Annotated in this window: 21 protein-coding genes and 1 pseudogene; 17 read left to right on the top strand and 5 right to left on the bottom strand. The window is 35.6% G+C overall.

Features of this window, described 5'->3' with window-relative positions; genetic code table 11:
* Positions 1-44 precede the first annotated feature (44 nt).
* Positions 45-407, top strand: coding sequence for a hypothetical protein (locus MHH98_RS13880; RefSeq protein ID WP_143691075.1), 363 nt, complete (start codon positions 45-47; stop codon positions 405-407).
* Between the two features lie 148 nt (positions 408-555).
* On the opposite strand, the gene MHH98_RS13875 is transcribed toward MHH98_RS13880, so the two are convergent.
* Positions 556-1,002, bottom strand: coding sequence for a MarR family winged helix-turn-helix transcriptional regulator (locus tag MHH98_RS13875; protein ID WP_168170731.1), 447 nt, complete (start codon positions 1,000-1,002; stop codon positions 556-558).
* A 190-nt stretch (positions 1,003-1,192) separates the two neighbouring features.
* Here MHH98_RS13875 and MHH98_RS13870 point away from each other — a divergent pair, with 190 nt between their 5' ends.
* On the top strand, positions 1,193-2,716 hold the full coding sequence (locus MHH98_RS13870; protein WP_340713092.1) for an MDR family MFS transporter: 1,524 nt from the start codon (positions 1,193-1,195) through the stop codon (positions 2,714-2,716).
* A gap of 100 nt (positions 2,717-2,816) precedes the next feature.
* Positions 2,817-5,321 carry an excinuclease ABC subunit UvrA gene (gene uvrA / locus MHH98_RS13865; protein WP_340713091.1) on the top strand — a complete coding sequence of 835 codons (2,505 nt, stop codon included), beginning with the start codon at positions 2,817-2,819 and terminating at the stop codon, positions 5,319-5,321.
* 84 nt (positions 5,322-5,405) lie between these two features.
* Here the strand turns inward: uvrA and MHH98_RS13860 are convergent, their stop codons facing one another.
* Together MHH98_RS13860 and MHH98_RS13855 are read right to left on the bottom strand one after the other, a co-directional pair.
* A complete protein-coding gene (locus MHH98_RS13860) occupies positions 5,406-5,852 on the bottom strand; it encodes a DinB family protein (RefSeq protein WP_076035102.1) in 447 nt (148 codons plus the stop codon).
* Positions 5,853-5,955: 103 nt separating this feature from the next.
* A complete protein-coding gene (locus tag MHH98_RS13855) occupies positions 5,956-6,471 on the bottom strand; it encodes a nucleoside 2-deoxyribosyltransferase (protein ID WP_076035103.1) in 516 nt (171 codons plus the stop codon).
* A gap of 447 nt (positions 6,472-6,918) precedes the next feature.
* Here MHH98_RS13855 and MHH98_RS13850 point away from each other — a divergent pair, with 447 nt between their 5' ends.
* The 3 genes from MHH98_RS13850 to MHH98_RS13840 all read left to right on the top strand — a co-directional run bounded on the left by MHH98_RS13850 (position 6,919) and on the right by MHH98_RS13840 (position 8,322).
* Positions 6,919-7,074, top strand: coding sequence for a hypothetical protein (locus MHH98_RS13850; RefSeq protein ID WP_340713090.1), 156 nt, complete (start codon positions 6,919-6,921; stop codon positions 7,072-7,074).
* Between the two features lie 329 nt (positions 7,075-7,403).
* The gene (locus MHH98_RS13845; protein ID WP_038189549.1) at positions 7,404-7,838 is read left to right on the top strand and encodes a hypothetical protein; all 435 of its coding nucleotides are present in this window, start codon (positions 7,404-7,406) and stop codon (positions 7,836-7,838) included.
* 208 nt (positions 7,839-8,046) lie between these two features.
* Positions 8,047-8,322, top strand: coding sequence for an FtsX-like permease family protein (locus MHH98_RS13840; protein ID WP_076035104.1), 276 nt, complete (start codon positions 8,047-8,049; stop codon positions 8,320-8,322).
* A gap of 189 nt (positions 8,323-8,511) precedes the next feature.
* Here the strand turns inward: MHH98_RS13840 and MHH98_RS13835 are convergent.
* Positions 8,512-9,025 (bottom strand): annotated as a pseudogene (locus tag MHH98_RS13835) (DUF3916 domain-containing protein).
* Between the two features lie 58 nt (positions 9,026-9,083).
* Complete coding sequence (locus MHH98_RS13830; RefSeq protein ID WP_076065833.1) at positions 9,084-10,115, bottom strand: C40 family peptidase; 1,032 nt, start codon at positions 10,113-10,115, stop codon at positions 9,084-9,086.
* A 172-nt stretch (positions 10,116-10,287) separates the two neighbouring features.
* Between MHH98_RS13830 and recQ the strand changes: the two genes are divergently transcribed.
* From recQ to MHH98_RS13775, 11 genes are all read left to right on the top strand, one after another.
* The gene (gene recQ / locus MHH98_RS13825) at positions 10,288-12,057 is read left to right on the top strand and encodes a DNA helicase RecQ (RefSeq protein WP_340713089.1); all 1,770 of its coding nucleotides are present in this window, start codon (positions 10,288-10,290) and stop codon (positions 12,055-12,057) included.
* 239 nt (positions 12,058-12,296) lie between these two features.
* On the top strand, positions 12,297-12,482 hold the full coding sequence (locus tag MHH98_RS13820) for a hypothetical protein (protein WP_083669704.1): 186 nt from the start codon (positions 12,297-12,299) through the stop codon (positions 12,480-12,482).
* A gap of 688 nt (positions 12,483-13,170) precedes the next feature.
* Entirely contained in the window at positions 13,171-14,757 is a 1,587-nt protein-coding gene (locus MHH98_RS13815) for a glutathione ABC transporter substrate-binding protein (protein ID WP_038189534.1), read from the top strand.
* 121 nt (positions 14,758-14,878) lie between these two features.
* The gene (gene nikB / locus MHH98_RS13810; protein ID WP_038189530.1) at positions 14,879-15,802 is read left to right on the top strand and encodes a nickel ABC transporter permease; all 924 of its coding nucleotides are present in this window, start codon (positions 14,879-14,881) and stop codon (positions 15,800-15,802) included.
* 54 nt (positions 15,803-15,856) lie between these two features.
* Positions 15,857-16,711: an ABC transporter permease subunit gene (locus tag MHH98_RS13805; protein ID WP_076065862.1), complete on the top strand. Its 855-nt coding sequence runs from the start codon at positions 15,857-15,859 to the stop codon at positions 16,709-16,711.
* A gap of 13 nt (positions 16,712-16,724) precedes the next feature.
* Positions 16,725-17,705, top strand: coding sequence for an ABC transporter ATP-binding protein (locus tag MHH98_RS13800; RefSeq protein WP_076065835.1), 981 nt, complete (start codon positions 16,725-16,727; stop codon positions 17,703-17,705).
* A 5-nt stretch (positions 17,706-17,710) separates the two neighbouring features.
* Positions 17,711-18,682: an ABC transporter ATP-binding protein gene (locus tag MHH98_RS13795; RefSeq protein ID WP_076065836.1), complete on the top strand. Its 972-nt coding sequence runs from the start codon at positions 17,711-17,713 to the stop codon at positions 18,680-18,682.
* Positions 18,683-18,700: 18 nt separating this feature from the next.
* The gene (locus tag MHH98_RS13790; protein WP_340711372.1) at positions 18,701-19,579 is read left to right on the top strand and encodes a sugar phosphate isomerase/epimerase family protein; all 879 of its coding nucleotides are present in this window, start codon (positions 18,701-18,703) and stop codon (positions 19,577-19,579) included.
* A gap of 31 nt (positions 19,580-19,610) precedes the next feature.
* Positions 19,611-20,669 carry a Gfo/Idh/MocA family protein gene (locus MHH98_RS13785; protein WP_340713088.1) on the top strand — a complete coding sequence of 353 codons (1,059 nt, stop codon included), beginning with the start codon at positions 19,611-19,613 and terminating at the stop codon, positions 20,667-20,669.
* Between the two features lies 1 nt (position 20,670).
* A complete protein-coding gene (locus tag MHH98_RS13780) occupies positions 20,671-21,564 on the top strand; it encodes a sugar phosphate isomerase/epimerase family protein (RefSeq protein ID WP_038189505.1) in 894 nt (297 codons plus the stop codon).
* 84 nt (positions 21,565-21,648) lie between these two features.
* A complete protein-coding gene (locus MHH98_RS13775) occupies positions 21,649-22,800 on the top strand; it encodes an ROK family transcriptional regulator (RefSeq protein ID WP_076065840.1) in 1,152 nt (383 codons plus the stop codon).
* Positions 22,801-22,832 lie beyond the last annotated feature (32 nt).

Below are 22,832 nucleotides of genomic sequence, written 5' to 3'. Positions count from 1 at the left end.
AAGTTTAATAGTAATGCAGAATAAACGGAGAGTGTGGTTACATGATGACTCCAATAAAATATTGTATCTTTTTGATGAGCATTTTTGTTGTATTAGTAGGCTGTTCAACAGGGTCACATAACCCGACTGCAAAAGAGCTATTGAAAGAGCATCCAGATATAGATATTTTGCAATATCAAGATATTATTTATTCGAAAACAGAAATGATTGAGTTTGAAGCTGGTAAGGGCGATCTTTTAGGTGAAATCAACAAGCGCAAAACTACGGGTTCTTTGTTTAAAGATTTCTATGCAAGTAAATTAGCTAAAGGAACTAAGATATTTGCGGTAGGGGATGACGATACTTTCATGCTGATTGCAGAAGTGGATGGCGAATTAATTTATTATAAAGCGTTATTGGAAGGGTAAAGTAGATTGGCATTAACGAAAGGTTTGTGAACTGGACTTAATGAATCAAGCATGTATCTTTGGGTTCCTTTCCATTGGGATTAACAAAAAAGAAAAAAGGACCGTATTCCTAAGCCAATCGACTATTAGGAAACTGTCCTTTTCTTTTTTAACGTGTTGTTTTAGAAGACTTGCTACGTGTAGTGGAGCTGAGATGTTGAATCTGCTCTTCTAATACTGTGCTAGCGTTCCCTATAAATTGTGAAATGAGAGCAAGTTCTTCAGGTGTATAGGTGGAAGCTAGATTGAGCATTGCTTTATGAAGCGGTTCGTACGTATTACGGATTTCTTCTTTGGATTCATACTCTGGAACAATAATGACTCTGCGACGGTCATTGGAATCATTTTGTCTCCGAACATAACCGATTTTTTCAAGTCGATCTACTAAGGAAGTTATGCTACCCGTAGCGAGCCCAGTTTTTTTTGAGAGCTCTCCTGCCGTAATAGGACCTGTTTCACGTAGGATATCTAAAGAAATAAAATCATTATTGTATAACCCTAATGAGGCAGCTACATTTTGCTGATGTAATATTGTTCGTGTTCCTAGACCTCGCATTAGCGAAGTGAAATGTTCTTGAGGATCTAGAGTTTGATCATCTTGATGACTTGACAAAGGATAAACCTCCTTTTAAAATAAGAAAATATCTTGATGGTCGAGATATTAGTTTGTCGAGATATTTGATGAGTGTGATATTATACAAGTTCATTCTATCGAAATCATTAATAATTTGCAAAGGGGTTTATAAATGGAAGCATCAAAAAGTAACATAAAGCTAGTTGTAACGGGCTTATTACTAGCGATTTTTATGTCGGCAATTGACAATACAATTGTTGCGACAGCTATGGGAACCATCGTTTCTCAATTAGGTGGGATGGACAAATTTGTTTGGGTTACATCCGCTTATATGGTTATAACAATGGCAGGTATGCCGATTTTCGGGAAATTATCCGATATGTATGGCAGAAAGAGATTTTTTATTTTTGGATTAACGGTATTCGTAATTGGTTCTGCACTTTGTGGCTTTGCTCAAACGATTGAGCAACTTAGTATTTACAGAGCTATTCAGGGAATTGGTGCCGGTGCTTTAATGCCAATCGCATTTACTATTGTATTTGACATATTCCCACCTCATAAACGAGGGAAAATGACGGGTCTTTTGGGCGCGGTATTTGGTATTGCTAGTGTTGTTGGCCCGCTTTTAGGTGCCTATATTACAGATAATATTGGTTGGGAATGGGTATTTTATATTAACTTGCCAATCGGTATAATTTCATTCTTATTAATTATGAAGAATTATAAGGAATCTCCAGTACATACGAAGCAAAAGATTGATTGGTGGGGAGCGGCAACGCTTGTGCTTGCGGTCATCAGCCTTATGTTTGCACTAGAACTGGGTGGTAAACAGTATGATTGGAACTCAGCACCGATTATTTCATTGTTTGTTAGTTTTGCTATTTTCTTTATTGTGTTCTTTTTCGTGGAGCTAAAAGCAGAAGAACCAATACTTCCGTTCTTCTTATTTAAGCGTCGTTTATTTGCTTCTTCGCAAATGTTGGCATTCTTATATGGTGGTACCTTTATTATTTTGACGGTATATATTCCTATTTATGTTCAGGCTGTATATGGCGCTTCAGCAACAAATGCTGGCCTTATCCTCATGCCTATGATGTTGGGTTCTGTTGCAGGAAGCGCATTTGGTGGTATTTTCTTAACGAAAATAAGCTACCGTAACTTAATGATTATTTCCGTTATTTCATATTTCGGAGGTATGTTCTTACTTAGTACACTCACACCAGATACTGCTCGAGTTCTTCTGACGCTGTATATGATTCTAGTAGGATTCGGAATGGGCTTCTCATTCTCATTATTACCAACTGCTTCTCAGCATAATCTAGATGCTCGTTATCGTGGAACTGCGAATTCAACTAATTCATTCCTTCGCACGCTAGGAATGACGATGGGAATTACGATTTTTGGTACGATCCAAAATAATGTATTTACAAATAAACTTGCTGAAGGATTCAAAAGTTTGGGTGAAAGCGCCAATTCAGCAATGTTTAATGTGGGTGATATTAGACAGATTTTTGAACCAAGTGTACGTGAGAAAATACCTGCTGAGATTCTTGACGTCATTGTTAATGCAATGTCTAACTCAGTTACACACGTCTTTCTACTTGCACTCATTCCAATTGTCATTGCAGTGGTTTTCGTCTACATGATGGGGAATTCAAGAGTAATTGTTACAGATAAAGATGAACCAGAAATTTAATCAATGTATAGTACGTATACATTTCAGTTAGAAGTAATCGAAATGTATTAGATTGTCTCGGCATTTACCGAGTGGATGTACTATAGTGAGGAGGATATTCATGAAAGATACCATTTTTATTAAAGGTGCTTGGGAAAACAATCTAAAGAATGTGTCACTTTCGATTCCAAAATTCAAACTAGTTGTTCTAACAGGACCTTCTGGATCAGGAAAGTCAACATTAGCTATGGATACTCTTCAAAGGGAATGTCAGAGACAGTATTTAGACTCAATGGGAATGATGGCTGACGCAATCAGCAAGCCAAAAGTCGAGTCCATTCGAGGACTGTCTCCGTCCATCAGTGTTGGACAGCATGTTACGAATCGTAATCCACGCTCGACGGTTGGTACCGTGACGGACATTTATATGTATATTCGTTTTATTTTTGCCCGATTGGGAGAGCAAGTTTGCTCTTCTTGTAATGGCAGTATTCCTCCTTCTTTTGAACCAACAGGAGTTTTGACAGCGGAAGACCAGGAGATAGAAGCACAATCAATCAGCTGTCCGCATTGTGGAGAAGTGCAAGAGAAGCTTGGCATGTTGCACTTTTCTTTTAACAAGCCGGAGGGTGCATGCGAAACTTGTAGTGGACTAGGTCATGTGGCAAGTATAAACGAGGCGATGGTTTTCAATCCGGAGCTTAGCTTGCGTGATGGGGGTGTTGCTTCACTAAAAGGTGTTCATCGTGACATTCAAATGCGTATTTTAGTAGCGGCAGGGAAGCATTATGGCTTTGATTTCGACCCAGATCTCCCTTTGAAAAATTACAGTGATATTCAGCGCGATTTGTTATTATACGGAGTCGAGAGTGAGGAATTTAAACGTCATTATCCGAATGTTAAGCCTGCTGCAGGGACGAAATTTGAAGGAGTAATCCCAGGTTTATGGAGACGTTATAAAGAGAAAGATGGCGACTCAGGTTCTAAAGAAAAAGAAGGCAGCTTCTTTCATGAACAACTTTGCCCGGATTGTCACGGAGCTCGTCTAAAAAAAGAAGTTCTTTTAGTGCAAGTAGCAAATGCAACTATCTCAGATATTTCTGAGTGGTCGCTCGAAGATGTATTCGAATGGACGAAAAGTTTGCAAACGGAATTACCACAGGATGGTCTACAATTGGTCGAGCCCATTTTTCAAGATATGCTCACAAGACTTCAACGGCTTATTGATGTAGGACTCGGCTATCTTTCATTAAACCGTCAGACAGTATCACTTTCTGGAGGCGAAACACAACGACTTCGACTTGCAACGCTGCTTGGTTCAGCTTTAACTGGAGTACTATATATTCTGGATGAACCTACAACGGGTCTTCATGCGAAGGATACAGTCGGCCTTATCCGAGTACTTCAGGAATTGCGTGATTTAGGTAATACAGTACTTGTTATAGAACATGATGTAGAGATGATGCGTGCAGCGGATCATATCATTGATATCGGTCCAGGAGCAGGAGTAAATGGTGGTACTGTTGTAGGTGAAGGGGCTCTAGAAGACTTAATGTCTAGTGAGCTGTCGGTTACTGGAACCTATTTGAGAGAAGAGAGTTTCCCACCTCCAACTCGCGTTCGTAGGAAAGGGAACGGACAGAATATCGTTATCCAACAAGCACAGCTTCGAAATGTCGATATCCCGACTGTTTCCATTCCGCTTGGTTGTCTAGTGTCTGTCACAGGCGTTTCGGGTTCTGGAAAATCAACTCTTGTATTTGATATTCTTGCACAAGGAAGTCCTAAAGCACATGAACAAACAGGATGCAAGGAAATAACTGGATTAGAACATGTCGGCGATATAGTTATTTTTGACCAATCGCCAATGGGAAGAGTACAGCGCTCTAATGTCGCAACTTATACTGATATGTTTACGCACTTACGTAAGTTATTTGCAGGATTACCAGAAGCAAAGGAAAGAAAGTTAACATCTAAGCATTTTTCATTTAACTCCCCTGGTGGGCGTTGTGAAACATGTCAGGGGTTAGGCGTGCTGTCTGTTGACATGAACTTCCTACCCGATTTAGAAGTGAAGTGTACTGACTGCAAAGGGAAAAGGTTTACTGATGAGGTATTGCAAGTTAAATATGAAGGTTACTCCATTTCTGATTTGTTAAATATGTCTGTTGAGGAAAGCTTGCCGATTCTCAAATCGGAGAAAAAGATTTCGGTCATGATAGAGATGCTATGTGAAGTTGGACTTGGCTATCTACAATGGGGTCAATCGGTTAAAACTTTATCTGGGGGAGAAGGGCAACGGATAAGGTTGGCAAAAGAATTAAGTAAGCCGTCTAAAAATCATACGTTGTACCTGTTGGATGAGCCGACGACAGGCCTCCATTCAACTGATATTAAACAGCTTCATTCTCTATTAAATAGACTTGTCGATGCAGGAAATACTGTTATCGTTGTAGAGCATAGTCTGGAACTGATACGTGAATCTGACTGGGTTATCGATATCGGTCCAGAAGGTGGATTAGCAGGCGGTAAACTTATAGCTGAGGGCACACCTGAGCAAGTAGCCGAAGTTCCAATTTCTCATACAGGGATGTTTTTGAAACGAATTTTGACTGAAGGACTGTAATTAGAAAATTACTAGTTATCTTTTAACATAAAAGGTGCTTTAAAAGCCAGATAGTTGGCTTTTGAAGCACCTATTTTTTATGTTTTACTTGAAAATCTGTTTCTTAAGATGATGTTCCATATGATCGTAATAATCTTGAATGAGCCACTCTAATGTTTTAAGTTCGTTATTTCCAATGTCACATAAGTAAGAGCGTTTTTCATCAGGAATATTATTGATAATGGCGATGATTTGTTTATTTAAAACGTAAAATAAAGTCAAAATTTCCTCGATAGGAGTATCTTGATAATTTTGCTTAGCTACCCATTCATTTTGATTGTAAGTGGGAAGTACATATGGCTGTTTTTCATATTGAATTTTAATGAATCGTTCAATGTTCATAATAGCTGAATCACAAAGGTGTCCTAATATTTCTTTTTTTGACCATTTAGTTGGAGATGGTTTTTTAGACACATCTATTTCAGACATACGTTTAATTTCTTTAGGAACGTAATAAATCCAATAACTGATACCATCTATCACATTTTTCACCTCTATCATCCTCCAAAATAAATCTTTCTATGTATATTCAATTGAGTGAAGGATATTCCTGCAATAGATTGATTTTTTATTAATGTGATAGGATTCATTCCAGTTACTTGTTAACTGATTGAACTTCTTTTAGAGCTATGTTTCTTTCTCGCATTCCTTCAATCAAATCTTCTATAGAAGCAGCAATCATACCGTTTTGTTTGATTAAACCAATGACAAACAGATTACGGTAGGCAAACTGGTTTTCAGTTCCATCTGCGATTAAAGCATCGATTTTCTTTGTATTATCTCTACCTTGTTGGCGTGTATCCGAGTATAGTGCGAAAATAGGGCGGTCTAGCATCGAAAATGCACCAATTTCAGCAGCAACACCAGAGTCAATTTCAACACCATCAATGACAGCAATTAAGAAATCACTGGCTTTTAGAGCCTCAATATCAGCACCTGCTATCGCTAAACTATTAGCATAAGATGACTTGTCATTAATCGCCATATTTTCTTGAGGGACATATAAATCCAAACCTGGTACTGCCTCGCGTACTGCTTTTGCGACCATTTCATTTACTAAGCGGTCGCCTAATCCAAATAATCCATTTGCTAAATAACCTTTTGTAGTCAAAGTAATTCCTCCCAAAAATCATTTCATTCTTATATAGTATAACCATTCGAAGATGAGATACATATTGTTTATATGAATATACGTACTGCAATTAGTATTCTATTGGTAAGTTGTAAGTAATTCTATCAAAAATGGAGTGCCTTCAAATCTATGAAATAAATGGAATAGCAGGAGAGCTGTAAGGACTTTCTATTTTTTTGCGGAAGATCTATTACGATGTTAATTTATCACTAGAGTACCGCATATATCTTGATGTTTACAAAAATAAAGTATAAATGTAAAATAATAGATAAAAATAATGTTTAAGCAGAAAATTCATAAGAGTAATTTAGTTGTCTAGACAGAGAAGATCATGTGCATCCTTGATGAAACTCAAAATGGTTGTGTACGTTGCCTGTGTCCAGAAGTTGATATATGAAAGATTTTGAAGAACAGGAGTACAGTATAATGAACTATTTGAAAAATAATGAAACGAGGAAAAGTTCGTGTAAAAGAAATATATGTACATTTCTTGCTGCAGTTTTTGTTGCGGTGTTTATCATTAATCCTCTTACTGGTGCAGATAGGTTAGTTGCAAAATTTTTAACGATGATTTTCGGTTAACCATTGATTATATATTTTTAGTGGTTAAAAGAGAGTGGTTTATAACACTCTTTTTTTGTTCTAATTTTTTTAGCTACTTTTATGTGTCGATCACTTTTTAATAGCATTTGTATGTTTACTTATTGAAATAAACATTTGAGACTATCAAAAAATTATTTAATCCAGTTATAGGAATTGTATTAAAATGGATAGCAAATTTGTATATTGTGAAGAGAATAAGACAAAAGCATAAGTAAATATAAGGCTATTCAGTGAACCCTATTACGAAAAAAAGCTACCTATATTACAATTATGTAAACGCTTAGTATTTGGAAAAGGGAGACAGTAAAATGCCTACTCAACTCGAAACAATTCTTGCAGGTAATAATATAACCGAAATTCAACATCAATTACGGATTTATCTAATGAATCATCCACTAGATAATGACGGAGAACTGGCAAAAGCAATTACCAAAATCAACGAACAACAGTTAGGTGTTTGGATGGTTCATGATGGCAAAGTGTTTATAGAGGATGAAATTAAATGGAATCAAAGCTATTTAGCAGAACAGCAAATTGAATTACATAATAATTTTTCGCAAGAACGCTTTTTACATATGATGGCAGTAGCGGGTTTTTTAGCGAGTGATCCGTCTAATGAGGCGCCACCAGAACCTTTTAAATTGTACGGGGCATCTATGGGAACGATAATGACAGTGGGTGTCATTATCTTCTGTATCATTGCTATTACAATGGTCGTTTTCATACGAAATCAATATATTTAATGAAATTTAGTAAGGATTAATTGAGAGTCATATTCCTTCCGAATATTCCCATGACACTTAAAGGCAATATTAATACTGCGACCGCTTCTTTATACACAGACTCTAACAACGTTTGTTTATAACTGTTACATTTATCATTATTTTCAGTATCTGTCGTATTAACGTTAGGAAAGAAAGTAGCACATACGGAATTTATTAATCGATTGGAATGACATCTAACAAAATTAGGTGGTCAATCACTTTGGGAATTGTCATTCTTTCGGCATTTGGTGTACTATTCGGAGTGTTTGTAGGCGTAAAGCTATTACCACTTGTTTTGGAGAATATATTATCCCAGTATGGATTAATCAAACTACCACTTGTTGTGAACTGGGGTATGAGTACAGTAGTAGCGTGTTTAAGTATAGTGGCTGCTGGTCTTGGCTGTTGGTTATCGACAAGAGTTATTTCAAAAACATCGCCTCGAATATTAATCGTAGAATAGTTAAATAGGTGATTTAGTAGCAATTAAAAAAAGTTATTCAGTCAGGGGATTGTAATTTTGATAAGAGCATGTTTAGAACGATCTACGTTCACGGCATGCTCTTGTATTTGTTTAGATTTTTTCTAGTGAAAGCATATAAAATTACTTACTATCGTTATAATCCGAGAATGCTTTGAGAGTTATGTTTTCTTATCTCACGTCACCAATAAACCAAATTTCACCCTCATGATAAGAATCCTCATCGGAAATCTGTTCATTAAATCCTGTAATTTGTAAATTAGAAGGAACGGACAAACCCATTTCTCTTTTTAAATCACGTTCGTCGGATAGAAGTGTCCATTTTTGGTGTTCATTATTCCTATCGAAGAATCCTTTATACTTTATAATGTTCCTCGCCTTTAAATACTATTATTTGAGAATTAAATAATCGTGGCCAATCGATAGCAGCAACAACCCGTAAAGTTTCGTCGTATTTAGGTTTAATACGGATCAAATGCTCAACTTGATTAATCATAGTCTGCATGCAAAGTCTTTTAATGCCAATGGGAGTTTTATTTGAGTCGATGAATGCCTCATCAACAGGTAAATGCAGATGCCAATAACCACGATAATAATCTGTTGGAAATTCGATTGTTTCTTCTTCAATTTGTTTAATCATACTATTTGTTTTTCGCTTTAATCCTCTAGCTTTTTTTTCTCGCATTGCAACTCTCCTAAATAGTGTGTATTTTACTATTTTAGTATAGCAGAAGAGTCTGATTTTATTTTAAATATCGACGTGCAGACACTAGTTCATTTTGATAAGGCTGAGTTTGTAATGATTGAATTTCTAAACTTCGATTATAGTTAGGTGAATGGATTATTTGTCCTTTACCAATATACATGGCAACGTGATGGATTTTACCTTTGCCATTATTATTGGCAAAAAATAATAAATCACCTGGTTTTAAATTCTTTAAAGAAACGGGCTTGCCATGTACTGCTTGAACTGATGAATCACGCGGGATTAATATACCATGTTGTTTGTAAATACTATAAACAAATCCAGAACAATCAAAACCATAAGCTGAAATGCCACCCCATAAATAAGGAAGACCGAGAAATTCTTTACCTGTTTTAATGATGTCCTTTGCAGTAGGGTTTGGGATGCTAGAATAATTACGATATTTATAAGCTGTTGATTTTTTTATATAACGGTTTTTACCCGTAGGTGTTTGGATTACATACCATCTTTTTGTTTCATCTATGATTGGTAGAATTGTATTGAAGCTAATTTGCAAAGATTTCTTTCTGTTTTTAGTCGAAGTATATAGATTTGCTACTTTTTCTTTTACGATAACAATATTGCAATTAGAAGTGTCCTTTTTTGATGTGATAATGTGCGAAGCAGGAACCCATCCTCTATAACCTTGCATACTTTTTGGAGAAAACTGATCAATAACAGCAATTTTCAGCCAACCCTTTTGTTTTTCTATTAATTTCACCTCTTGGCCATATAATGCTTGGGTATCAATACGTCCTAATGTATCGAGTTTTTGGTAATAAGATAAGCTTTGGTTCCATAAGCTTACATTAGCGTTTTTCTGTAAAATAAGCTTATCCATAGGACGTACTTGAACAGGTGATGTCCATAATGTAGTAACGGGAACGTTAACAATGTATTTTGTTTTATTTACTGCATGAATACAATTCTTACTTTTGTCTAGTGTAACTGCATTAGCTTCTTTTAATTGAGGCGATATAAAGCTATAGAAGAAGATAAAACAAATAAATGCAAATAGGTATTTTTTCAAATTAGGACTCCTTTGTAATTAGTGAACGCACCTTTTTTTTGCATTATATCATTAAAATGTAAATTTAATAATCTATTAATCTTACTTATTGGAGAATAGCTAATTAAAAGCCTTTCAATCTATTAAATGTTACAATGGAAGGACATATATACGTATTGAAGGGGGTAGGTGAATGTTTGAAGAAGCACAACATCTGCTAGGAAAATATTTTGGTTATGACGATTTTCGCGAGGGACAAGCACAGATAGTTTCGAATGTTTTAGAACAGAAATCGAGCTTGTGTGTAATGCCAACAGGTGGAGGGAAATCAATTTGTTATCAAATTCCAGCTCTGTTACTAGAGGGTACAACTATTGTTGTTTCACCACTTATTTCTCTAATGCAAGACCAAGTGGATACTCTGCTTGAAGTCGGTATTTCAGCGGCGTTTATTAATAGTACATTATCTGCAAGTGAATTACGTGAAACAATGGAAAACTTACATGAAGGAAGATATCAGCTTTTATATATCGCTCCTGAACGACTAGAATCGCCTCAGTTTTTGTCTGAGCTAAAGAATATACGAGTGCCATTAATCGCTGTAGATGAAGCGCATTGTATTTCACAATGGGGACATGATTTCCGTCCGAGCTATCGTGCTATTAATCGATTGTTGACTGTTTTTGAAGAGAAACCCGTTGTCTTAGCACTAACAGCAACTGCGACACCAGAAGTAAGGGAAGACATTTGTCGCATTTTACAAATAACGGATGCAAATACTGTCATTACTGGATTTGCCCGTAGTAATCTTTCTTTTTCAGTTGTTTTAGGACAAGACAAAGACCGTTACATTAAAGACTTTGTAAAACAAAATATTAATGAAGTCGGTATTATATACGCAGCAACAAGGAAAGCAGTGGATCATGTATATGATGTGTTGATGAAAGCTGGTATTTCCGTCGCAAAATATCATGCAGGTTTACCAGAGGCTTTCCGTCAACAGGAACAAACGCGTTTCCTAAAAGACGAAGCACAAGTAATGGTTGCAACAAATGCCTTTGGTATGGGTATCGATAAATCCAACGTCAGATATGTTATTCATTATCAATTGCCGAAGAATATGGAAAGTTATTATCAGGAAGCAGGGAGGGCAGGTCGTGATGGGTTACAGAGTGAATGTGTTGTTTTATATGCCTCTCAAGATGTGCAAACACAACGCTTTTTAATCGACCAATCACAGGACCGTGAACGTATTCCTGGAGAACTTGCTAAATTACAAGGAATGGCTGATTATTGCCATACTGAGCAATGCTTACAGCAGTATATTGTGAAATATTTCGGTGAAGAAAATGCGGAAGTTTGTGGAAAGTGTGCAAATTGCAAAGACGATCGAGAGATTTTTGATGTTACTGAAGATGTTCAAAAGGTACTAAGTTGTGTAATCCGTATGGGTCAGAAATTCGGTAAAACAATGATTGCTCAAGTATTAATCGGATCACAAAATCAAAAAGTCATCAGCTTTGGTTTAAATAGGCTTTCAACATATGGCATTATGAAAAATATGACAGTTAAAGAAGTATCCAATTTCATAGAGTTCATGATTGCTGAGGATTTATTATCTGTGAAACAGGGAAACATGCCGACTATTTTCGTTTCAGAAAAAGGTAAAGATGTACTGCTTGGTAAAGTGAAAGTGCAACGTAAAGGTGTTGTTGTCACAAGACAAATTGCTGAAAACAATCCATTATTTGAAGAACTACGTAAAATTCGAAAACAATTGGCAGATGAAGCAAATGTACCTCCATTTGTTATTTTCTCCGATAAATCATTGCAAGATATGTGTGCAAAACGACCAAAAACTGCAAACGAGTTTTTAGAAGTAAACGGCGTAGGAGCAAACAAGCTAGAGAAATATGGTACTGCTTTTATGGATGTAATTATTAATTTTGAAGTAAATGTATAATGATGTAGAAAAAGAAGTGTCCTGGAAAAGGGCTCTTCTTTTTTGTGTTTTAATGCAAGCTCTCCAATTATAAAGGAATTATTTGCTGTCAATTAATAGACAAATTATGTGTTAAAATTGAATTAACATAGTAGAAGTAAGATGTCTGACCTTATAAAATAAATAAAGATAATACATCAATAGCCCATACACATCTTTGGCTTGGGTGGTGCATTTAATATAATAAAAGGAGTTTTTTCATGATGGATCAGAAAATTATATTTTACGTTGAAAAACTTCAAGAGGAAGTAATGTATGCTGTTGCTTCTGGAGCAGATTCAAATTTATACGATTTTGCATGTGAAATGCTAGAAAGTGAACCTGAAGAAAACAAAAAGGCAATTTGCCAAGCTTATGAAGTAGTAAAACATGCTCTAATTGGTTAAAATACTGCCTATTGCAAAGGCATTTTATATAGATTTAAACAGATTCTTCTAGAATGGAAGGATCTGTTTTTTTTTATTGTATTGTTAATCAATCAATAGAGAAAAATAAGTATAATATGCAATTCTATTCAATAAATACATCTAAATTAGTGTAAAATAGGATAATATAACCTAGAAAATCATGTTATTTAAGTCATATAAGAATATTTTTTTGATAAATCGATAGATATTTACTATAATGATAGAGAAAACATTGTTTATAAATCCTTGTCTTTATCGGATTAGTTTTTAAGTAGAAAAAGAGGAGGGTTACTTTAATGGGAATTACAATTTTTGCAATCATATCTTTAGTAGTTATCAATACTGTTATCTCTATTATTATGAGTAATACAATCGCAGATTAATTCAATTAATCATTGAAGCGGGCTCTTCTTTAAAAGAAGAGCCCGCTTTTTTTGTTTTTTTCACCAATGGAGTAATTAATATAAAAATCTATATAAATATGCTGAAAATAACTGAATTATATAATAATTATTTTCATGGTGTTAAAATCATTTTTCCTTGCATAGGCTTTGTTATGAAATTATTTTATAAAATTTCTCACATAGTCAAGACTAATCATTTCGAAATCGTTCATCTTTTTAATAGAAATAGTCTTTGAATTAGTGAGAACAAGGGGGATGGGCTTATGCTGCAAAGGAAAGGTTGGAAAGTTCTGTTGTTAGTCGTTTTTTGCGCCATTTTTATGGTTGCATGTTCTAATGACAAGAAAGAAACAAATAGTAGTGAAGGCAAAGGGGAGAAAGAGCCAACTACTGAAAAGAAAGAAGAACTGGTTGTCGCAGTAAATGAAAACTTCATTACAATGGATCCTCATAATACAGGGGATACAAATTCTAACTCAGTACAATCTGCTATGTTAGAAGGCTTGCTAGGTTTTGATGATGAAGGTCAAATCATAAATGTTCTAGCTGAAGACTATTCAGTAAGTGAAGACGCACTTGTTTATACTTTTAAATTACATCAAGGTATTAAATTCCATGATGGAGAAGATTTTAATGCTGAAGCAGTTAAAGTGAATTTTGAACGGATAATGAAAGACAAGAGTTTACGATTAAATTCACGTGGTTTTAGCTTAATTAAAAAAATTGAAACACCAAGTGAATACGAAATAATAATTACTTTAAAGGAAACATATAGCCCAATGCTCACTCGTTTTGGAGTAGCTAAAATTATTAGCCCTAAATTAGTGAAGGAAAATCTGGCAGATATTCCAAAAAAACCTGTAGGTACTGGCGCTTTTAAATTTGTTGAGTGGGTTCAAGGTGATCATTTATCAATAGAAAGATTTGATGATTATTGGGGAAAAGGTGAACGAGTTAAGAAAATCATCTTTAAACCAGTACCTGAAAATGGATCACGTGTAGCGATGTTAAAAACGGGAGAGGCGGGAGTTATTTATCCTGTACCATCTCAAAATATTAAGGAAGTTGAAGGGAATAAAGATATCCAAGTAAACAAAATTCCTTCAACGATCGCACGATATGTATCAATAAATACTTATAAAAAGCCTTTTAATGATGTAAGAGTACGACAAGCATTTAACTATGCAGTGGATAAAGATGCATTTATAAAAGTCGTAAATTTTGGATTAGGTCTTCCGTTAGATTCAATTATTCCATCTAAAACTATCTACTATAAACAACAAGAAGCATATAAACAAAACATTAATAAAGCAAAAGAATTATTAAAAGAAGCTGGCTATGCTGATGGCTTTGAAGCCGAGATTTGGGGTAACACAAACTCTGACACGATGAAAGGTATGCAATTCATCCAACAACAGTTAAAACAAATTGGCGTAAAAGTAGAAATTAAGTCAATGGAAGAAGGAACTCTTTCAGATGAAATCTATGGAGCGCAAACGCCTGACGATTCAAAACTACAAATGTGGTATGTGAGTTGGTCTTCATATGCTTCAGATATTACAAATGCAACAAAACCATTATTCCATAGCTCTTCTTTCCCACCGAACGGTGCAAATACAGCCTATTATAACAATAAAGACGTGGATAAATGGATGGATGAAGCCAACTCTATTTCAGATAAGGCAAAACAAGAAGAATTATACGCTAAAATCCAAGAAACCGTTTATAAAGATGCACCATGGATCTTCCTAGGAGTCGATGAAATTGTGTATGGTGTTCGATCTGATGTAGAGGGCGTTGTCGTAGATCCACCTGGAGGATTAAATGTAAAAGATGCTAATTTTAAATAATTACTGTAGATAGTAGGTAAGAGGCTGAAACAAATTTCAGCTTCTTGCTTTATCAAAAATGGCTAGATTAATAACTTATAGAATTTTCACGGCATTCACCTTTTAAATGGAGGGAGAACAAATGCTTCGATATATCATAAAACGAGTGTTAGAAATATTACCAATAATTATTGTAGTTTCGATACTGTCTTTCTTGTTTATTCACTTTATTCCTGGTGACCCTGCACGGTTAGTTGCAGGTAAGGATGCGACATTAGAAGATGTCCAAAATGTGCGAGAAGAGTTAGGTTTAAATGATCCTATATGGAAACAATACATTTCTTATATGGGAAATTTGTTGCAAGGTAATTTAGGTACATCATTAAAGACGGGTTTACCAGTCTCCGATATGTTTACATCGCGCTTCATGCCATCCATTTATTTAACATTTTTTGCGATGATTTGGGCGACTATTATTGGTTTATTGATAGGAACGTTATCAGCTGTATTTAAAAACAAATGGCCTGATTATTTAGGAATGGTAACAGCAGTATCTGGTATTTCATTGCCGGGGTTTTGGCTAGGGTTACTGTTGATTCAATTGTTTTCTGTACAACTAGGTATTCTCCCAACTGGTGGATCAGAAGGCTTCAAAAGTTATATTCTGCCTTCATTGACGTTAGGTGCAGGTATTATGTCGATGATTGCTAGATTTACAAGATCATCTTTGTTAGAAACATTGCAGACAGACTATATACGAACTGGCCGTGCTAAAGGATTGAAGGAATCAGTTGTCATTATACAACATGCATTAAGAAATTCTTTAATACCTGTTGTAACGATTGCAGGCTTACAATTTGGATTTCTTTTAGGTGGATCAGTTGTTGTTGAGACTGTCTTTAGTTTCCCTGGAATGGGCCGTTTACTCATCGATTCAATTGCATTTCGGGATTATCCTGTGATTCAGTCAGCACTTCTCTTGTTTGCGATTGAATTTATTATCGTCAATTTAGTAGTAGATATATTATACAGCGTTCTAAATCCAAAAATTCAAGTTCAGTCCTAAAGGAGGGTATTTATGAATAGCGTTTCAATAGACAAAAATGAAAAAACAGTGATTATGCAACCAAAATACTCTCCAGTCAAAGAATTTTGGAAAAACTTTAGAAAGCAAAAAGTAGCATTTATCGCTAGTGTTTTTGTTTTATTACTAATTGTTGTAGCAATCTTAGCACCTTATATCGTACCTTTCGATCCATATAAACCAAATTATGATGCCTTGTTAGAACCTCCTAGTAAATCACATCTAGCAGGAACTGATGAATATGGCAGAGATATATTAAGTCGACTAATCATGGGAACGAGAATCTCATTGAGCGTTAGCTTCGCATCGGTTTTTTTAGGGATGATTTTAGGAACCATTTTAGGCTTAATGAGTGGCTATTTCGGTGGTTGGTTGGATCGCATAATAATGCGTTCAAGTGATGTCTTGTTTTCTTTTCCAGACTTGCTTTTAGCAATTGCTATTGTGGCAATTCTAGGACCAGGTTTAAATAATGTGATTATCGCAGTAACAGTTTTTGGTATACCTTCATTTGCTAGACTCGTCCGTGGGGCCACTTTAGAGGCCAAAGAGAACACCTATGTAGAAGCAGCAAAATCAATGGGGGCACCACATCGTCGTATTATGTATAAACATATTTTTCCGGAAACTGTAAGTAGCCTTATCATTTTCGTGACAATGCGAATAGGTACAGCGATTTTAGCAGCTTCAAGTTTAAGTTTTTTAGGCTTAGGTGCTAGTCCTGAAACACCTGAGTGGGGAGTAATGTTAAGTACAGGAAGAGATTATTTAGGCACAGCTTCACATGTAGTAATTGTACCTGGGATTGCCATCTTTTTAACTGTTCTTGCTTTTAATTTAATAGGTGATGGATTACGAGATGTATTAGATCCGAAAACGAAGAACGATTAAGGGGAATCAGGATATGACTAAAAAACTACTTCAGGTTGAAGAATTACAAACTGAATTTACGAGGGATAAGCAGAGGACGAGAATATTGCATGGAGTTAACTTTCACATCAATGAAGGTGAAGTGTTAGGTCTTGTTGGTGAATCTGGCTGTGGAAAAAGTTTAACATCGTTATCCATTATGCGTTTGTTTCAAGGGACTACAGGTGAAATCACTAATGGAAATATTTATTTCAATGACTCGAATTTAGTCAATCTATCAGACTATGAAATGCGTAAATTGCGTGGCAAGCAAATGGCGATGATTTTCCAAGATCCGATGACTTCATTAAATCCAGTAATGAAAATAGGAAAGCAGCTCACGGAACCAATTCGCGTGCACTTAAAGTTAAATAAAAGTGAAGCTAGAGAACATGCGATTGCAATGCTCACTAAAGTAGGGATTGCAAGGCCAGATGAAATTGTAGATGAATATCCTCATCAACTTTCTGGAGGAATGAGACAACGTGTGATGATTGCTATGGCGATGTCATGTAATCCTAATCTACTTATTGCAGACGAGCCTACGACTGCTCTCGATGTAACAATTCAAGCACAAATATTGGAACTTATGAAAAAGCTTCAAAAAGATGAAAAAATGTCAATCCTTTTAATCACACATGATTTAGGTGTAGTGGCTGAGATGTGTGACAGAGTAGTTGTCATGTATGCAGGTAAAGTTGTAGAAGAGGCATCTGTTTACGAATTATTCGAAAATCCGAAGCATCCATATAGTAAAGGTTTAATTGCATCTGTTCCAAAATTAGGCGAGAAAAAAGATAAATTAGATTCTATAAAAGGAAACGTACCAAATCCATCTAATATGCCAAAAGGTTGTAAGTTTGCTCCTAGATGCAATATGGCGATGCCAATTTGTCATGAACAAGAACCTGCTTGTCTAGCAATAGAGAATGATAGGTTATGCAGTTGTTGGCTATATGAACTAGAAACGAGGTGAGGCGAATGTCAAATACAATACTAAAAGTTGAGAAACTCAAAAAATCCTTTGAGTTGTCAAATGGATTTTTTGAGAAGAAAAAAACGATACAAGCAGTAAGTGATGTGTCATTTGAAATACAAAAAGGCGAGACATTTAGCCTTGTTGGCGAAAGTGGATGTGGTAAATCGACAACAGGTCGTCTCATCTCTAGATTATTAGAACCTACTGAAGGATCTATTTGGATTGATGGAATGGAAGTTTCAAATAAAAAAGAATCGCAATTAAAGCAGATGAGGCAATCGGTTCAAATGATTTTCCAAGACCCTTATGCCTCATTGAATCCACGCATGAAAGTGAAAGAAATTATAGCTGAACCGCTGATTATTCATACTAATCTATCGACTAGTGAGCGTCAGAAAAAGGTGTTAGAAATACTAGAAGTTGTAGGGTTAAGTGAGTATCACGCTGAAAGATATGCTCATGAGTTTAGTGGTGGACAAAGACAAAGAATTGGTATTGCCCGTGCTTTAATTATGAAGCCACAGCTCATTATTGCCGACGAACCTGTTTCTGCCTTGGACGTATCTATCCAATCTCAAATATTAAATCTATTAAAAGATTTACAAAGAGAGTATGGCATTTCTTATTTATTTATCTCACATGACTTAAGTGTTGTTGAACATATAAGTGACAATATAGGTGTCATGTATTTAGGTGCAATCGTAGAATCAGGGCCTAAAGACACCGTTTTTGCAAATCCTCAACATCCGTACACGAAAGCATTATTATCTTCTGTACCAGTTGCAAACCCTAGATTAAGAAAAGAGAAAATCATTCTAAAAGGGGATATACCAAGTCCGAAAAACCCTCCATCAGGGTGTACATTCCATACAAGATGTCCTTTTGCCATGGATGTTTGTAAGAAAGAGAAGCCAAAAAGACAACAGCTTCAAGAAGAAAATCATTTTGCATCTTGCCATTTGTTAGACCAATAAATTGAAGAGGTGATCGATATGAAAGTTGGATTAAGTACTTACAGCTTAGTAAAGAAAATGCGAACAGGAAACATGGATGTATTAGATGTCATTCAATGGGTTGCAGATAATGGTGGAGAGCACGTCGAACTTGTTCCTTATGAATTTACAGTTGTAGATAATCCGGAACTTGCTGATCAAATTAAAGAGAAGGCGCAACAACTTGGACTTGAATTATCAGCGTATTCTTTACCTGCAAATTTTGTTCAAGAGACGGATGAGGAATTTTATGCAGAGGTAGAACGATTAAAGAGACATGTTGATATTGTGAATCGAATGGGCATTAAAATTATGCGACATGATGTTACAGCCTTTACGTTACCAAAAGAGGATATGACAATACATTATTTTAATGAACACTTCGATAAACTTGTAAAAGGAAGCCAACTCCTCGCAGATTATGCAGCACAATTTGGTATTACAACAACGATTGAAAATCATGGTTTTAATGTTCAAACGAGTGATCGCGTGCAACAAGTTATTCATGCTGTAAATAGACCGAATTTTAAAACAACATTAGATGTAGGGAATTTCCTATGTATAGATGAAGAACCATTAGTAGGGGTAAAGAAAAATATCCCGTACGCTGCTACAGTGCATTTTAAAGATTTTTATACTAGACCTTATTTTGAAAATCCAGGAGCAGGCGAATGGTTTAGAACAGTAAACGATAATTACATCCGTGGTGCAATTGTAGGACATGGCGACATTAATATTCGTGAAATCATGAACATTGTTAAGTCTTCAGGATATGACGGTTATCTTACCATTGAATTTGAAGGCATGGAAGATTGCGAAGTTGGCTCGAAAATTGGGATGGATAATGTTAAACGATTATGGCATGAGGCAAATTGCTAAAAGATAAACCTTATCAAAAGGAGCTGGAATTATGTCGAAAATAAATGTTTGTGTAATAGGAACAGGTACAATTTCTGATCATCATTTTAAAGCGTATGCAAATAATCCAGATGTCACGATATATGGTGTTTATGATTATGTGTATGAAAGAGCGCAAAAAAAGGCTGAACAATATGATGCAAAAAAGGTATTTAAAAGTTTAGAAGAGTTATTTTCAGATACGAATGTTGACGCGGTCAGCATCTGTACTTGGAATAAAACGCATGCTGAAATTGCGATAGAAGCATTAAAGCATGATTTACACATCTTAGTCGAGAAGCCTTTATGTATGACAGTAGAAGAAGCCTATGCGATTCAAGAAGAAGCCGATAAGCATAACAAAGTATTTCAGGTAGGATTTGTGAGACGATTTGGTACGAACACAAAAGTATTAAAGTCTTTTATTGATGCTGGAAAGCTAGGCGATATCTATTATGCTAAGGCGACTTATACGAGACGCCTAGGAAACCCTGGTGGTTGGTTTGTAGATATCAATAAGTCCGGAGGGGGCCCTTTAATTGACATCGGGGTGCACATCATCGATATTTGCTGGTATTTGATGGGCAGACCAAAAGTAAAATCAATCTCTGGCAATACGTACAACCATTTAGGTAATCGAAAAAATGTAAAGAATCTAAGTTTTTATAAAACAGCGGATTATGATCAAACAGAAAATACTGTGGAAGATTTAGCAAATGCATTGATTACATTTGAAAATGGTGCCTCTTTATTAGTCGATGTGTCGTATACTTTACATGCAAAAGACGATGAATTAGGCATAAAACTATTTGGAACAAAAGGAGGGGCAGAATTAGAACCAGAACTAGTTATTATTAGCGAAGAAAACGATACGATTTTGAATATGCAACCTCAAATTGATCACTTAACTTTTGATTTCCAAAATGCTTTTCAAAATGAAATCAATTCATTTATTGAAAGCTGTGTAACAGGCGTAGTTTCACAAGCACCTGTTGAAGATGGAGTTGAGATTATGAAAATTCTAGAAGGCATTTATAAAGCGGCAGAAACAAAAAGTGAGGTGCGCTACTAATATGACATCAACCTTACAACTATCCAATAAAATTGGTGTAATAGTGGATAGCTTTGGATTACCCCTCTATGAAGGTTTAAAAAAAGCAAAAGAAATTGGAGCGGATGGTGTTCAAATCTATGCCGTTTCGGGTGAAATGGCACCAGAGAATATGTCTACATCAGCTCGAAAAGAATTAAGAAATTATTTAACATCAATAGATTTAGACATATCCGCTTTATGCGGTGATTTAGGGGGGCACGGTTTTCAAAACAAACAAGACAATGCGCTCAAAGTCGAACAATCAAAAAGAATACTAGATATGGCAGTTGAACTTGGTACTAATATTGTGACAACACATATAGGTATCATCCCAGAAGATCCAAATAGTGAAATTTACTACGCATTACAGCAAGCATGTGAGGAGCTAGGACAATACGCGAAAAGTCTAGATGCTTACTTTGCAATTGAAACAGGACCTGAAAAAGCTGTGACTTTAAAGCAGTTTTTAGATAGTCTAAGTACCAATGGTGTATCAGTAAATTTTGACCCAGCCAATATGGTTATGGTAACAGGAGATGATCCGGTTACAGGGGTGGAAATTCTACAAGACTATATTGTTCATACCCATGTGAAGGATGGCGTGCAGTTAAAAAAGACGGACCCAAGAGATGTCTATGGTTTTGTAGGATACGGAGATGGGGTAGATCATCGTAAAATTGCTGAAATGGTAGCTGCTGGAGAATTTTTCAGGGAACTTCCATTAGGCAAGGGAGATGTTAATTTTGACCTCTATTTTAAAGCACTTCAAGCAGTTAACTATACAGGCTATTTAACTATTGAGAGAGAAGTAAAGGATGCTCCTGAAGCAGATATCTCTCAAGCTGTAGAATTTGTCCGCAAATATAAGCTATAAAGTGATTTTTCTAGTAATTTCCATTACTATGAACATAAGGAATGTTTCTCACGAATTTTACTTTTGAACAGGGAAGTGTGTCTTATGGAAAAGCAAGATCAATTATTGATGAAAAAACAAAATAGATTATTAGTTTTAGAATTAATAAGAGCTATGTCACCTATCTCTCGCATACAACTTTCCAAAGTAACGAAGATGAGTCCAACTTCGATTACTCGAATTGTTCAAGAGCTACAAGAAGAAGGTTTTGTTCGGGAATCACTTATAGAATCAACAAGTATCGGAAGAAAGCCAACATTGTTAGAGTTATGTCCAGATGTCTTATATACAGTAGGTGTGGAACTAGATCGTCGAATAGTTAGAGTGGGCTTAGTCGATTTTCTAGGAGAGCTTGTAGACTTTAAAGTTTTCCAGAGAAAATCACAAGAGAGTTATAAAGAAACGTTAAATAATATCCAAGAAAAAACTGTACAAATCATTAATGAAAACCATATTGAGATGAAAAAAGTGATTGGTTTAGGGGTAGGATTACCAGGTTCTATTGATTATGAAAAAGGTATCGTTAAAATTTCCGAGCAACTGCAGTGGGAAAATATCCCACTGGCAGACGATTTAAAGGAATTAACGACTCATAATATCATTATTGATAACGAGCTTAAGATGAAAATAATAGCTGAAAATACAATAGGGCAATCAATAGACTCTGATAATTGTATTTTACTAGGCATTGGATCAGGCATAGGTGCAGCCATATTACTTCATGGTGAAGTACACCGTGGCACTTCAAATAATGCTGGAGAAATTGGTCATACAGTGATCGATCCTAATGGCGTAATATGCCATTGTGGAAAAGTAGGTTGCTTATCAACGTATATTTCTGAAAGTGCCATTATTGCTGATGCCAATAAAGTAAAACCAATCAATTCTATAGAAGAAGTGTATGATGCCTATCGTTCAAAGGAGACATGGGCATGTAATATAATGGACCGTGTAACTACGTATATAGCGCTTGCTGTTAGTAATATGGCTTGTTTGTATGAACCAGAGTATATCATTTTAAGTGGGCATTTAATTGATGAGCTACCGGGGATAGGCAAATTTATAGAAGAAAAATGTGACCGTTATATATGGCAGTCCATTCGTCAAAATCTTAAAATTGTATACTCAAAGCTTGGTAGTGAAGGAGTTGTAAGGGGAGCTGCTATACAAGCTCAAAAGGTCTTACTCGATTTATAAGTTTAAGAATATCTTTGTAAGGTGGATGATTG

The organism is Viridibacillus sp. FSL H8-0110, from assembly GCF_038003565.1.
Classification (GTDB): domain Bacteria; phylum Bacillota; class Bacilli; order Bacillales_A; family Planococcaceae; genus Viridibacillus; species Viridibacillus arenosi.
Note: the sequence above shows the minus strand (reverse complement) of the source record. Positions and strands in the feature narration are given on the sequence as shown.

Excerpts from the sequence above, each read along its gene's own strand:
- MHH98_RS13840 (WP_076035104.1), top strand. The coding sequence starts at position 8,047 with ATGACATCTAACAAAATTAGGTGGTCAATCACTTTGGGAATTGTCATT.
- MHH98_RS13815 (WP_038189534.1), top strand. The coding sequence starts at position 13,171 with ATGCTGCAAAGGAAAGGTTGGAAAGTTCTGTTGTTAGTCGTTTTTTGC.
- recQ (WP_340713089.1), top strand. The coding sequence starts at position 10,288 with ATGTTTGAAGAAGCACAACATCTGCTAGGAAAATATTTTGGTTATGAC.
- uvrA (WP_340713091.1), top strand. The coding sequence starts at position 2,817 with ATGAAAGATACCATTTTTATTAAAGGTGCTTGGGAAAACAATCTAAAG.
- MHH98_RS13820 (WP_083669704.1), top strand. The coding sequence starts at position 12,297 with ATGATGGATCAGAAAATTATATTTTACGTTGAAAAACTTCAAGAGGAA.
- MHH98_RS13780 (WP_038189505.1), top strand. The coding sequence starts at position 20,671 with ATGACATCAACCTTACAACTATCCAATAAAATTGGTGTAATAGTGGAT.
- MHH98_RS13795 (WP_076065836.1), top strand. The coding sequence starts at position 17,711 with ATGTCAAATACAATACTAAAAGTTGAGAAACTCAAAAAATCCTTTGAG.
- MHH98_RS13775 (WP_076065840.1), top strand. The coding sequence starts at position 21,649 with ATGGAAAAGCAAGATCAATTATTGATGAAAAAACAAAATAGATTATTA.
- MHH98_RS13800 (WP_076065835.1), top strand. The coding sequence starts at position 16,725 with ATGACTAAAAAACTACTTCAGGTTGAAGAATTACAAACTGAATTTACG.
- MHH98_RS13785 (WP_340713088.1), top strand. The coding sequence starts at position 19,611 with ATGTCGAAAATAAATGTTTGTGTAATAGGAACAGGTACAATTTCTGAT.
- MHH98_RS13875 (WP_168170731.1), bottom strand. The coding sequence starts at position 1,002 with ATGCGAGGTCTAGGAACACGAACAATATTACATCAGCAAAATGTAGCT.
- MHH98_RS13880 (WP_143691075.1), top strand. The coding sequence starts at position 45 with ATGACTCCAATAAAATATTGTATCTTTTTGATGAGCATTTTTGTTGTA.
- MHH98_RS13790 (WP_340711372.1), top strand. The coding sequence starts at position 18,701 with ATGAAAGTTGGATTAAGTACTTACAGCTTAGTAAAGAAAATGCGAACA.
- nikB (WP_038189530.1), top strand. The coding sequence starts at position 14,879 with ATGCTTCGATATATCATAAAACGAGTGTTAGAAATATTACCAATAATT.
- MHH98_RS13805 (WP_076065862.1), top strand. The coding sequence starts at position 15,857 with ATGCAACCAAAATACTCTCCAGTCAAAGAATTTTGGAAAAACTTTAGA.
- MHH98_RS13845 (WP_038189549.1), top strand. The coding sequence starts at position 7,404 with ATGCCTACTCAACTCGAAACAATTCTTGCAGGTAATAATATAACCGAA.
- MHH98_RS13850 (WP_340713090.1), top strand. The coding sequence starts at position 6,919 with ATGAACTATTTGAAAAATAATGAAACGAGGAAAAGTTCGTGTAAAAGA.
- MHH98_RS13870 (WP_340713092.1), top strand. The coding sequence starts at position 1,193 with ATGGAAGCATCAAAAAGTAACATAAAGCTAGTTGTAACGGGCTTATTA.